The sequence below is a fragment of the Paenibacillus yanchengensis genome, from assembly GCF_042684845.1.
Classification (GTDB): domain Bacteria; phylum Bacillota; class Bacilli; order Paenibacillales; family Paenibacillaceae; genus Pristimantibacillus; species Pristimantibacillus yanchengensis.
The window spans coordinates 133,983-148,118 of the sequence record NZ_JBHUMH010000062.1; the positions used below are offsets into that span (position 1 = coordinate 133,983).

Consider the following 14,136-nt stretch of genomic DNA (forward strand, 5'->3'; position numbering starts at 1 on the left):
GCCGAGATGCTGTTACAATCACACAATAACGAAATTAGTCTGCTGCCAGCACTACCAGCAGCTTGGAATAATGGAGAAGTACGTGGTTTAAAAGCAAGAGGTGCGGTTGAAGTAGCTATTCGTTGGCATAATCATACATTAGTTGAGGGTCAATTACTGGCGGTCCACACACAGATGTGCCACTTACGTACAGATCGTCCTTATCATATCGTGTGCAACGATCAAGTCATATCCTCTACGTATGACGATGGTTTGCAACAATTTAATATGGAAGCAGGAAAAAACTACATCATTACAATGCAATAGATTTGATAGTAATATGTGACATAAAAATAGCTCGGAGTTGTCTACTAAGTCCTAAAACGAAAAGAAACTGGATGGAAAAACGTAATGTTTTTCTATCCAGTTTGATCGTATGAATATGCTGAAGCGTCTCTTGCACCTATTCTTCAAGAATGAAATTTACGTTACTAGTCCCTCACCATGGCCGTTTATACGTTTTTTCATACAAACGCTACGTCATAAGCCACTTTCCATGTTCGTTATACGTTTTTTCATACAAACCCTAGGTTACAAGCCACTTTCCATGTTCGTTTATACGTTTTTTCATACAAACTCTACGTCACAAGCCACTTTCCATGACCGTTTATACGTTTTTTCATACAAACTCTACGTCACAAGCCACTTCCGATGCTCGTTTATACGTTTTTTCTAATGAAATACGAATTTCATCTATTATCCAAGCGAATGAGCTTAACTTGTTTCATTTGATTTTTGCGGTTGCATCTCCACTGTTTTATCAAAGAAATAACGGCGATAATTATTAATATGTCCGATATAATAACGAGTAACTTTTATCATCCGTTTCCAATTCATATCTTGTTTGTACCATAGCGACTTCAGCGCTTTTTTCTGTTTATATAACGATTTGATTTCAGCGGATAATGCCGGCTCTGTCACATATTTGCGCAATACTAATTTAGGTACATTTGTCCATAGTGCCGTCTGTTCACTATACACACACGACTTATCTTTGTTATATACAGCATGATCAATCAACGCAGATAACATATTAAGTCCGGCTGCTCGCACAAAAAAACTACTTCTGCCGAGTCGAGGATTAATTTCAAACAACATATACTTTCCGGTCCGGCTATCATATTTCATATCAATATTCGAAAAGCCTACGTAACCGATATCTTCTAAAAAACGTTGAATTTTTTTGTAAATAACCATATCCGACCTACTAATAATCGCCGCGTAGTTACCTAACGTTTTCGGAGCATATTCTTCTAAAACGGGCTGTCCTAGACACATCATTTTTACTTGACCAACATTGTCAGAGTAACTATTAATAACCCGCATCGCACTATCTCCGCCAGGAATAAACTCTTGAATAATTAGCTTACCTTCGTAATCGGAGCCGTTCATACTCTTTACCATCGTCAAATATTCTGCTTTGTTCGCAAAGAAAAACACCTTTTTCTTACCTTCAAATTCACAGTGCAAATATTCATAAGCGTTACTATTTTCCGGTTTTACTACAATAGGGAATTGGAAGTCCATTTGATCGAGCGCCTGCTCTCGCTCCCCCGCTTCGCATACGATCGTCTTCGGATAATCTAATCCGTGCGCTTCGCATAGCTGATAAAACTTGTCCTTCGTATCCAATGTATTTAATAAATCCTCAGTGATAAATCGGTTAGCTATTAATCCTTTGAACTTGTCATAATGACGAGTCAGCAATGCTGCATAGTAATCCGAACAAGGAATAACGACCAGCTTGCGATTAGGTGCAGCATATTGCTCTAGTACTTTTAATAAAGCTTGTGGAAATACAGCATCATGGTCAAAACGATCAATCTGAACCAAGTCAAATAAGTTACTATGCATTGTCGGAACTAATAATCTCGTACAAAGCAACAATGGCTTTATCTGATAAGCTTCATGGATTAGTCTGACATTACCATAAGCATTTTCATCACTTCCGAGTATAATAGGTAAAAAATTATTACTATTCATAAAATCTCCTCATATGCGTAATCTATCTTTATTTCTTTTATTATAGCAAATTTTTTTATGTTATATCATGACGCAGTTGATTTTTTAACTTATATACAATAAAAGGATATCCAATTCAAAAAGAACTCCATAAAGAGCATGATTGGTAAAAACAATAGGAATGAAATCAATGCCTTCTAATCATAATCAATCACAGTCGTTGTTCCAATAAGCAATTAGACCCGTAGTTTAAACTACAGGTTTAATTATTAATACAGCTTTTTCTTTGCCTTTTCACCATAAAGATTGACAACAGTGATAAAATATTTTATCATCTACTTACTAGTAAGTAAGTTTTTTAAGTAAAGGAATGTGACTAACTTTGGCTAGCAAAAAGGATAATATAATTTTCTTAGCTATGCGGCTAATTAAAGAAAAGGGATTTTTGTCGTTGAGCTACGATGATATTTCTAAAGAATTAGGCATCACAAAGGCTGCAGTACATTACTATTTTGAAAGAAAAGAAGACCTCGGTGTTGCAGTTTGTGAAAAGTTAGAAGCTGGTTTGTTAGAAAGTTATGAGCGTACTTTAAATCAGATGACAGATCATCAAGGAGAACCGTGGTATTTCATCGAAAGTAGAATTGATACGATAAGGCCAAACGAAATATGCCCTATATCGAGTTTGCAAGGGGACTATGAAGATTTACCAGAGAGCATGAAAAACATCTTGGAAGAAATTAGTAAAAATGAAATGGAACTGTGGGCATCTCTAGTAAGGCAATATAGCCCCAACTTGGATAACGATGACATCGCAAGAACGATACTTTTGAGTGTTAAGGGTGCTCTGCAATACAGACGAGTTTTGGATGGTCGTGCCTTTGAAAATATGATGTCATCCATTCAAACGCAATTTTACAGATCGTTAAGTTCGGAAGGAGGTAGCTAGCATGAGAAGAGTAGTTATTACCGGTTATGGTGTTATTTCATCATCTGGCAACACGGTAGATACGCTGTGGGATAATGTTGTTAATGGAAGGTCTGGAATAAAGAAAATAGAAGACCCATCCTTTTCGGATATTTCTTCTCGTATCGCCGGGTATATAGACGATTTCGTTCCAGAAAAATATTTGGAGAAAAAAGAAGCAAGGCAGTACGATTTGTTTGCACAATACGCATATGCAGCGGCAAGGCAAGCGATTGATATGGCACAGGTACACGACGAAAGTTTTGATAAAGACAGGGTTGGTGTTTATGTGGGCTCCGGCATTGGTGGAGTTGGCACTACATTGCACAATCACGCATCGTATTTAAACAAAGGCACACATCGGGTATCGCCTTTTATGATTCCGATGATGATAAGCAATATGGCATCAGGCTTTATTGCAATTAAAACGGGATTTAGGGGGCCAAGCTTTGCTCCTGTTTCAGCATGTGCAACTGCCAATCAGGCGATTGGCGAAGCATTTTTGAATATCCGTCATGGTTACACGGATGCAATTGTTGCAGGGGGAGCAGAAGCCCCTATTAACACACTTGCATTTTCGGGCTTTGCGAACATGAAAGCAATGTCCACAAATAACGATTCCCCGGCAGAAGCCAGTCGACCCTTTGATAAATGGAGAGATGGTTTTGTCATGTCCGAGGGTGCGGCGATTTTATTTTTAGAAGAGCTGGAACACGCCCAAAATCGTGGAGCAAACATTTTGGGAGAAATTATTGGATATGGCTCGACCACCGATGCCTACCACATCACTACACCAGATTATGATGGTGCTAAACGGGCGATGATGCTGGCATTACAAATGGCAAATATCTTGCCCTCACAAGTGGATTATATCAACGCCCATGCCACAGGCACAAAAGAAGGAGATAAATCGGAAACAAAAGCAATCAAAGCTCTATTCAAGGAAGAGGCTCCCAAGCTCAAGATTAGTGCAACAAAATCCATGACAGGTCATCTGTTTGGAGCCGCTGGTGGCATAGAAGCAATTATCACATTAAAGGCTCTTGAGCATGGTGTAATACCACCAACAATCAATTTGACAAATGCAGATGACGAATGCGACCTTGACTATGTGCCTAACGTTGCCATCAAACAGACTATTAATTTTGCAATCTCAAACGGTTTCGGCTTTGGTGGTCATAACGCTTCTCTTCTTTTCAAAAAGTGGCAGTCAATAAACAAGTGAATATGCAGCCGATTATTGCTGCCATTTTTTATTCGACACCTTTCGGGAATTTTCTCTAGAAGGTGTTTTTTTCATTCACTAATAAATATATGCATACTTAAATCCACAAATTAGTTGTGAGTTTTAACACTGTTTTATGGTTATACAGGGTATAGTATATATTTAGAGTCAGCCACCACTTGTCGATACACCATTTCGTTTGCATTTAATCAATGTTCTAAGTTTTGTTCTATTTTAATTAAAGAAATGAGGAATTACTACTATGAAAACAAAAGTATTTGCTGTTTTGAGCGCAATAGCTCTGTTCGTTGTCATTGGTACAGCTGTATACGCTTATGATGCTAGTTCGCAAGTAATAAATAAATTTTTCCCAGCAAACAGCGAAGCTAGTTACTATACTAATCACCATCAAAACATGCCACAAAGGCAACATATGCATAGACAATCAAATATGCCTTACAACGATTTAGAAGGTCACTACAATATGCACAATAAAGTTCATTCTTCAACTAAATATACTAATCGTTTTTGCCATTAATTTTTAGCTATTAAAAACATAAAGGTCAAGCTACACCAAAACGGCTTATGCTCATAATATTTATGAACATAAGCCGTTATTACTTTTTTCATACCTTCATTTTAATAAAAAAGAATGAAATTATGCTTCTTCCGTTGCTGCCTCTTCTGTTGCCTCTTCTTCCGCCAGTTTCGGTGCTACGATTGACATTAAAAACTCATCTGGTGAAGAGATTAACGCCACATTAGCTGGCAATACAATATCACTAGCTTGTAAGTTATCACCAATTTCCATCTCGCTAATATCATATTCCAATGATGATGGCAGATTTCCTGGTAGTGCTTCCACTTCAATCGACGTATTATCTGTTTGGATAATACCACCAACTTTTGTACCTTTCGGTGTACCGCTCAATTGAACAGGTATTCTTGTACGAACTACTTCGTCTTGTCTTACTCTTAAAAAGTCCATATGCAAATATTCACCAGATACTGGATCTTGTTGGATATCTTCTAGTAATACTGCTATTTTATCTTTTTCACCTAGTTGAAGATTAACGATGCCTGATCCGCTATTCTTAGCCCATTGATGAAATTCTTTACGTGATATATGAATCATAGCATTGTCCACACCTGAACCAAAGATTATACCTGGTACGCGTCCTTTACTGCGCAATTGTTTTAGTCCTGAACGAGTCAAGTGCTGTCGTTGTTCTGCATGAATGGAAATACTCATTATACATTAACTCCTTTGAATTTGAATTTATGTGCCCCAAAACCTCTCGCCTTCACCGACTACTGATTTTGCCCCCGGTTCGGGGGATTAGTTGAGCACCATTTGATCACCGCCCTATATGATTAGATTATTTGTAGTATGTTGCTCCCCCGATAGAAGGCAACATATAGGTAGAAGGCACCCCATTCCTAATGGAACGAAATGCCTTGATTACTTTACCTTATCATATTAACAACAAATTGTCGAATTTTTCAGATTATATTCCCACATTTTTCAGCTACATTATTACAACTACTTCATGCTGTTTCCCATCATTAATAAGAGGAATGACAGCAAATTTTCGATCGGCTTGTTGCAGTAATTCCACTGGCTTATTGTTTAACGTAACTTGCGATACACCGCTCATTTTTCCCTGTTCATTTATGACTTCAATCTTATAGGTTGTTGTCAAATAACGATACGTAACGCTATATCGCGGCCAATCTGTTGGAATAGCCGGATCTATCTGGAGCTGCATTTCTCGTCTTCGTATGCCTAATATCGCTTCTATTCCTGCTTGATACATCCAACCTGATGCACCGGTATACCACGTCCAGCCCGCTCGCCCTTCATGTGGTGGTTCGGCATATACATCCGCCGCCATTACATATGGTTCTCCAGCATAAGTGCGTGCCGCTTCCGCTGTTTTAGCATGATTGATCGGACTTAACATGTCGAATAACTCAAATGCTTTATTACCATTACCAAGTTTACTCCAAGCTACAATGCTCCAAATGACACCATGTGTATATTGTGCACCATTTTCTCGAATCCCTGGCGGATAACCTTGGATGTAGCCGGGGCTTGGCTCAGTTGTATTAAACGGTGGTGTCAATATGCGAGCTAATTGCAAAGGACGTTCCACAAGATGCTCATCAAATGATTGCATCGCTTGTTTTGCCCGCTCCTCACTTGCCATTCCCGATATGACAGACCAAGACTGTGCGATAGAATCGATACGACCTTCCGTATTTTCGGCAGTTCCAAGCCATGTGCCAGCGTCCGTAAATGCTCGTCTATACCACTTTCCATCCCAGCCATCCGCTTCCATAGCTAACACAAGTTTATCATAAGCTTGTTGGTAGTCTGCTGCCCGCTTCTCTTCCCCTCGTTCTGCTGCAAGCTTACTAAATGGTTGGAGCAAATTACCTAAAAACCAGCCCAGCCACACACTTTCGCCACGACCTTCCGCACCAATTAAGCTCATTCCATCATTCCAGTCACCGATCCCGATAAATGGTAGTCCATGTTCACCTACTGGCAAACTAATATCTAACGCTCGAAAACAATGCTCTAATATCGAACTAACTTCTGCTGAACGAACCGTTTCCTCATAGCGTTCATGCTCTTCTGCCGTAAGCGGCGCACTATGCAAATAGGAGGCTTGTTCATCTAAAATACTTTCGTCACCAGTTTGCTCCAAATATCTGACTACCGCATAAGGCAGCCACAATAGGTCGTCCGAAAATTTAGTCCGAATCCCTCGATTCGTTTCTTCATGCCACCAATGCTGCACATCGCCTTCTTCATATTGATGTTCCGCATGCAGTATAATTTGGCGCCTTGTTCGCTCTGGCTCCAAGTGTAGAAGCGCCAATGAATCCTGTAATTGATCCCGATATCCATACGCTCCGCCTGCTTGATAAAAAGCAGTTCGAGCTTGTAGACGACAAGCAATCGTTTGATACATCAGCCAGTGATTTAACAAGTAATTCATTTCTGTACTCGGTGTATCAACTTGGATATTGCTTTTGATCTGTTGCCAATGCTCTATAACAGCAACATATTGCTGTTCACATAACTCGCTACTACTATATTTCTTTGCCAATTCGGACGTTGACTCCAGCCCATTCGTACATCCTAACAGTACATAAACAACAGCTGTTGCATTCGCCGGTATATGCACTTTCGTCTGGTATGCTGCACAACTATTAGCCAGCACTCCCGTTTCTCCTGATAGTTGCTTCGACTGCAAGCTAAGCGGCTGATCGACAGAGCCACCTACTCCAAGAAATGCCGCTCGATCACACGTCCATGAAGAGGTAGTATTTGCATCCGAATGCTGATCGTCGGAAACTACTTTCAAAAAAGCATGCGCATCACGGAATGTATCTTGGTACATATTTCGAACAATTAACGCTCCGCTTGCATCATCATATATACTATGGTGCATCGCTGCTTCACTTTCTCGATGAACGCCCAGCACCCACTCGGCATAATGAGTAACAGCCAAATCAACAGCTACACTCCCCTTATTTTTCAATTCTAGTCGAATGACTTTTAAAGTATCCTTAAGCGGTACAAACACCGTTGCCGTTTGTTCGAGATGATCCGTTAGGCGGATAAATCGAGAATACCCTTGACCATGTACGACAGTAGTACCTTCCCCGCTTGGCTGCCATATTTGTCCGCTTTGTTCATCTTTGATATAAAGCATTTCACCCGCTGGATCAAGAGCTGGATCATTCGACCACGGTGTTAGCTTACACTCACGACTGTTATCAAACCAGCTATACCCGGTAAATAATTCTGAAACAATGCAGCCAAATTGCTCGTTGCTAAGTACATTGATCCACGGTGCTGGCAAAGGATGTTCTTCTCTCACATCAATGACATATTCCCTACCGTCTTTAGAAAAGCCACCATAGCCATTATAAAATTGTAATGTTTCCCGCGAACCTTTCACGATAGATGGTGCGAAAGATTGTTGTAATTTGCTCGTGTTTTGCTGTACTAACCGACGATCAAGTAATTGTAACGGCTCTTGCACCAGCAATTGTGCTTGCAAGCTAGGTCCCGCTGCATCTAATACATAATGAGCAACTGACCATAGGAGATGTTTTATCGTCTCGCCTGCCGTAATCGCATCAATTAACCGCAAGCTTCCACGTGGATGATCCAAACCACCAATGTATTGCTCTAACAAACGATGAATGCCATCACGCAGTTCTTGCTGATAGCCATTAGCTGTTTCATTCCACACGACAACGTCAAAGATTAGCCCATTGCGCCATAGATAAACACAGCCTGTTATCACCTGTTGCATAAACTGTAACTGAATAACATCATTCGCTCGAACAAGTAAAATCGGTCGATCGCCAGACACGCCGTGCGCCCACAAATGTTGCTGGCTAAGTTCTAGCTGTTCGATAGCACGTTGTTGCGCCGGTTCTAGTGCGCTACGCATCCGAATACGGGTTGCCAACTGCTGATACATTACTGTCTGCTCTGGCGTTATGTTGAGATGAGCTAATTCAATTTGGCTAAAAGTAAAAGCAAGTGCGCGCATCCGAGCAAGTTGCTGACGATCGCTTAAACGATAAACGATGTCAATCGCTTCGCCCTTACTAGCAGCAGCTCCCGTCATAGCAACAAGTTGAACGGTTTTTCCAACTGGTATTTCGATTGTCCGTCTCATAATAAAAGCAGGATCTGCTACGGAGCCTAGCTTACCTTCTAGCGGATGCAGCAGCCCATCTGGCTCAGCTAGCGATACCCCTCTGCCTAGAAAACTAGCCCGATATGTTTCGAACTGTACCGTTTGTATTGGATTCTGTTTTTGACTTTGCTGCAGTTCATGTTGCTCTGTCGTTACATTTTTACTATGTTCAGCTACATAGAGCTTGTGAAAAGCCCATAGTGGTTGATCCGTTTTTTGTCTCGCTCTTTTGCTAGCAATTAATGCTTCGGCATCCGCATCATAATCTGTCTGAATAAACAATCGTGAAAAAGCAGGATGCGCTTTGTCAGCTTCATGTTCGGCAAGTGCGATTTCTACAAAACTGGTTATTTCCACTACTTTATGCTGTTTACTATTGTTCGTAATCGTCAATTCCCGAATGTCCGCATTCGCTTCCGGCGCTACGTAGACTTCTAATCGACTCGATAATCCATCATGTTCCGTTGTGAACACTGTTTTCTCTTGATATTGCTGTGTAAGATACGATTGTTGCTCATTTCGACATGGCATTAAAGTTGGTGACCAAATCGTTTCTGTTGAAGCTTGCTCTGCTGCTAGCTCTGCATCTCCTTTACTTACGTCACGGATATACAAATAGCTCCCCCAAGGGTCAAGCACTGCATCTTCTCGCCACCTGCTCAAATCAATACCGTTATATTGCATATATCCACTACCAGTTGCTGTGATCATCGTCGTAAATGTACCATTGGAATGAATATGCAAGGACGGCTGCTGCAACTGCTGCACATCTACTTGGCGTAGCGGTCCCGTCTGTCGATTTTTCACTCCTGGCTTTTCACTTTTATACGTTATTTCTCGCTTCATCAAAGCAGATAACGGAGGAATACGTTCCGTCAATAATAATTCTGCTGCTTGTACCCGCTTATCCGCATGAAAATAATCGATCATCGTCACTGGTAACAATAAATTAGCAAGCGTCATAAAAGCCATCCCTTGATGATGCGCCATAAAGCTACGAACAATTTTAAACTCACTACCGCGCGGCATCCGACTTGCTGTATAATCAACTGCTTCATAAAAACCATACTCACCACGTGCGCCAATAGCTTCTAATTGCTCCAAATGCTGCAAGCCTTTTTGCAAAGCATAAGGTAATGCCATAATCGTAGCATATGGTGCGATAACTAAATCTTGTTCTAATCCTCGTTTGAAGCCTAGTCCTGGCACACCAAATGCTCGATATTGATAATTCAGAGCATAGTCAAACCCATAATAACCGGATTCTGATATTCCAAACGGAACACCTTGTTGTTCACCATATTCTATTTGTCTGCCTACTATCGCTCGATACGTACTATCCCATAACGTGTTAGGATACGTCCGCATAATTAACCACGGCATCATATATTCGAACATCGTTCCTGTCCACGATAGCAAAAAGGTATGCCCTGCCGCCTGCTTCACGCTTCTGCCTAATTGCGACCAATGAGCTACCGAAATTTGCCCAAGTGCTATCGCAACAAAGCTAGCTTGCCGAGCTTCTGATGCTAACAAATCGTAGAGAATTATATCTTTCTCGCCTCGTTCTCCGCTATAGCCCAATACGAATAGTTTGGCATTGTCATCATACAACTGTCGGAAATCAGTTGCTTGAATCAGTTCTTCCATATGATCAATCAGTGTTGATAGTTGTTTTAATCGATAAGAGATTTGTTGTCTTTCTGTATGATGATCTGCTACCTCTTCCCATTGCTGCTGCTTTTTGTAGATAGCAATTAATGCTTGTTTCGTTGTCATCACACTAGCAACAAAATTACCAGAATCTACTGTCGAAACGTAAGCTGGAGGTAATACACGTAAGTCCGTTGTATCGTACCAATTGTACAAATGACCATGCCACTTATCTAGTTTCATAACGGTATCCCACGTTTTTTTCATCCGATCTAGTAATTGCTCCAACCTAATCAGCTTCATATCATGAGCAGCAATTAAAGAAGTGAGCATAAATCCGATATTCGTCGGTGATGTCCGATGTGCCACGCCATTATACGGCTCCAGCTGCACATTATCAGGTGGAAGGTAGTGATCGTTTTCTCCTGCAAACTGTTCATAAAACTTCCAAATATCAGAAGCAAGCTCCGATAATTTGGTACGAACAGGTTCATCCAATGGTGCTGGTTCAGCAACGACCGGTTGATCCAGCTTACTTACTAATAACGGCGCAATCGCCCAAACGATGGCGAGGAAAATAGCTAGCCAACGCGCCGTTACGGATGGTTGAACGATCGCTAATATTACAAACAAGCCGATAAGGCTATATCCTCCAAACGAAAATTGCAGCGGCAGCCTTTGTTTCGTTTGTTTGCTCCATGTTTCCACATGGGATGAACTGGTCCATTCCAACAAATGTTTTTTGCTAACAAGTAACCGAAATACTGTCTTACTTATGGCATGAATGATCAATGCAGTGTGAAATGGTAGCGTCACAATCTGTAATATCATTTGAAAAAAAGCAACATTTACTCTTCGCCATTGTTTTTCCTGCCAAACTGACGGTAGTTGTCTACATACTGGTAGCAACCAAGTCACTATTAATAGTGCTATTGCCCCCCACTTAATCGCCGGCCACAATGTTATGGATAGCAATAATAAAACAAAGTATACAATCGACAGTAAGCTACGTCGTAAGTTATCGAGTATTTGCCATTTGGTAATAACGGACAAGTCTATAGGTACTACTTCTCCCCGTCGATTACGAAACGCTGGTAACAACCAACAAATTAATTGCCAATCTCCACGTACCCAGCGATGCAGTCGTTTCTGATAAGCAACATAGGTAGAGGGGTGGTCATCAATTAGTTCCACATCCGACATTAAACCAGCGCGCAAAAAGCCACCTTCTAATAAATCATGACTCAAGACGCGGTTATCAGGAATACGAACGGACAATATATGATGAAAAACTTCGACATCCAAAATCCCTTTACCAGTAAAGATAGCTTCTGATAAGGCATCTTGGTAAGGATCGGATGCGGCAAATACGTAAGGATCGATTCCAGGCTCTGCCGATAAAAAAGCGAGTCTTGATCGTAACGCCGAAGGATGGCTAATACCGATACGCGGCTGCAATATTCCATACCCTTCTACTACGCGTGTTCCTTTTTCGTTAAGCTTCGGTCGATTGTATGGCAAATGCATCGTACCAATCATTCGTTCAGCTGTACTAATAGGTAACTGTGTATCTGCATCCAGCGTAATAATATAACGAATAGTCGATAGTGTTGCCGCATGCCCGATGACATTCGTATAGCTCGTTGTAGTATTTCCTTTTATCAGTTCAACAAGCTCTACTAGCTTCCCCCGCTTACGCTCCCAGCCCATATAAACATTTTCACTATCATTCCACACTCGTTTCCGCTGCAAAAAGTAAAATTCACTACCACTGTTGTGGTAACGTTCATTCAAATCCTGTATCATTTGCCGACCCATCTGTACAATTTGTTGATCTTCTACCATTTCTTCTTCTGTCGCATCGACAAAGTCACCAAGCAAAGCGAAGTGAATGTTCTTTTTACGATTTGCCAAAAAATGAACTTCCAATTGCCCCGCTAATTGCTCTACTTCTGCTACCGAAGACCAAATTGCAGGTATGACAACAAGTGTCGCAGCAGCTTCCGGTATTTCTTGTGACAGATCAAGACGTAATAACGGCCTTGGCTTACACAGCTTACTTATGCTGTAATTAACCATCGCTACCGCCCATTCACTCATTGGAAAACTGATAAGCAGTGCCAATATGACATACCCTACCGGCTCCAATTGGGCAAAGCTACCTAGCAACATAGTCAGTGCAATAGTTAATAAACCAAAGATGATGACCGAAGCGGCAATATATGTTCCTTTGTTCCGTTCAGCAAAAAATCCACGTAAGTGAGGTGCTGGTTTACTACATTTACATAGCGCCTGCCACAGTTTTCTAATTCCTTTTGGATCAAACAAATAGTAAGCAACATACTGCTCACGACGAGTAGCTTTAGTAGCTTCTTTTTCATCTTCTTCTACTGCCTGCGATACTTTTGTCTGATTAGCCAGCTGCGCTGCTTGTTGTCCTTGTTGCTGCCCAGCTAATTGTACTGCTTGTTCAGCAATTATATTTTCTGGTACGCGAAACCGAGCAGCTAACACCGCAATTTGATTTAACAGTGTGTGCTTACTTTCAGTATCCAACATCGTATAGTCATGTTTTGTCGTTTGCAATGTCTGTGCGACAATGGTCATCGTTTCAAACAAAGCGTGCCAGTTCATTCTTTCCAGCTTGCGCATACTAGTGATTAAATGCCTCGCTCGTAGTTGATAGTCCGCTTGCAAATGATGCTCATACGTAATTATACGATTGAGATCATCCGTCCCATGTTCATATTGACATGTTAACCATTCCCGCACTGCCCGTTGATCACCTGACCACTCCCGCAAATGAGTAACCAAATGGACAAGCCATGGTCCAGATAACGGCAAGCTTTGCCCAGCGTCCACTAATTTTTGTTGCAATAATTCACTATCTGGCTGCTTCGTTTCCAATTGCTTTAACATCTCATCGACCCGTGTACAAACATGACGACGTTCACTTACTAATGTCGATATATTCGCAATTTGTTCTAGAAAAACAGCACGCAACATTACTGGCAATGACCAAATTTCTGCTATTGTAAGTACGGCAACCTCTTGATATGCACCCATAAAAGCCTCAAAAGACGCTTCATCAAAAACACCATCAACGAGATCTAAGTATCGATTACATAGAATATCTATGCGCAATTTTCCACTCATTTGCTCTACAGATGATGTCACAACTGGTAATTTACTTAACGGGCGTTTCAGCAATACAGCATCCATCGACTCTGCTTGTTCTTCTATAAATTCAGAGCTATCTAACAACCACTCATCTGCCGATTGCGAACATATATTAGATTGCTGCTCCAATAAAGTAATCGCCTCGCGAAAAGAATGCAAATGTTTTTTTATATTTGTATGCAAATATTGCGGCTGTTTACGAAATGATTTCGTTTGTTGCTGCAACGCTAACTGTCGTGCTTGATGTCGTAATTGTTCTAAGTGATAAGTCATGTGTGCCTCCGAAGTAACTATAATGAGCTGTTCGCTTTTCTTTTAGTCATGTAAACAAATAAAACAGAACAATCAAATTATTGCCATTCCGGCTGCATTTTATTAAT

7 protein-coding genes are annotated in these 14,136 nt (G+C 40.9%); 4 read left to right on the top strand and 3 right to left on the bottom strand.

The window, feature by feature from the left end:
* The first annotated feature begins 6 nt into the window (after nucleotides 1-6).
* Entirely contained in the window at nucleotides 7-306 is a 300-nt protein-coding gene (locus ACFSTH_RS18905; RefSeq protein WP_377773138.1) for a glycoside hydrolase family 95-like protein, read from the top strand.
* A 447-nt stretch (nucleotides 307-753) separates the two neighbouring features.
* On the opposite strand, the gene ACFSTH_RS18910 is transcribed toward ACFSTH_RS18905, so the two are convergent.
* Nucleotides 754-2,022, bottom strand: coding sequence for a carboxylate--amine ligase (locus ACFSTH_RS18910; RefSeq protein WP_377772949.1), 1,269 nt, complete (start codon nucleotides 2,020-2,022; stop codon nucleotides 754-756).
* 361 nt (nucleotides 2,023-2,383) lie between these two features.
* Between ACFSTH_RS18910 and ACFSTH_RS18915 the strand changes: the two genes are divergently transcribed.
* The 3 genes from ACFSTH_RS18915 (at nucleotide 2,384) to ACFSTH_RS18925 (ending at nucleotide 4,731) form a co-directional block, all read left to right on the top strand.
* Nucleotides 2,384-2,950, top strand: a complete 567-nt coding sequence (locus ACFSTH_RS18915) for a TetR/AcrR family transcriptional regulator (RefSeq protein WP_377772947.1) — start codon at nucleotides 2,384-2,386, stop codon at nucleotides 2,948-2,950.
* Between the two features lies 1 nt (nucleotide 2,951).
* Complete coding sequence (fabF, locus tag ACFSTH_RS18920; RefSeq protein WP_377772945.1) at nucleotides 2,952-4,193, top strand: beta-ketoacyl-ACP synthase II; 1,242 nt, start codon at nucleotides 2,952-2,954, stop codon at nucleotides 4,191-4,193.
* A gap of 262 nt (nucleotides 4,194-4,455) precedes the next feature.
* A complete protein-coding gene (locus tag ACFSTH_RS18925) occupies nucleotides 4,456-4,731 on the top strand; it encodes a hypothetical protein (RefSeq protein ID WP_377772943.1) in 276 nt (91 codons plus the stop codon).
* Between the two features lie 120 nt (nucleotides 4,732-4,851).
* On the opposite strand, the gene ACFSTH_RS18930 is transcribed toward ACFSTH_RS18925, so the two are convergent.
* Both ACFSTH_RS18930 and ACFSTH_RS18935 read right to left on the bottom strand, forming a co-directional pair.
* The gene (locus tag ACFSTH_RS18930) at nucleotides 4,852-5,445 is read right to left on the bottom strand and encodes a 50S ribosomal protein L25 (RefSeq protein WP_377772941.1); all 594 of its coding nucleotides are present in this window, start codon (nucleotides 5,443-5,445) and stop codon (nucleotides 4,852-4,854) included.
* Nucleotides 5,446-5,722: 277 nt separating this feature from the next.
* Nucleotides 5,723-14,029, bottom strand: coding sequence for a GH36-type glycosyl hydrolase domain-containing protein (locus tag ACFSTH_RS18935; RefSeq protein WP_377772939.1), 8,307 nt, complete (start codon nucleotides 14,027-14,029; stop codon nucleotides 5,723-5,725).
* Between the last annotated feature and the right edge of the window lie 107 nt (nucleotides 14,030-14,136).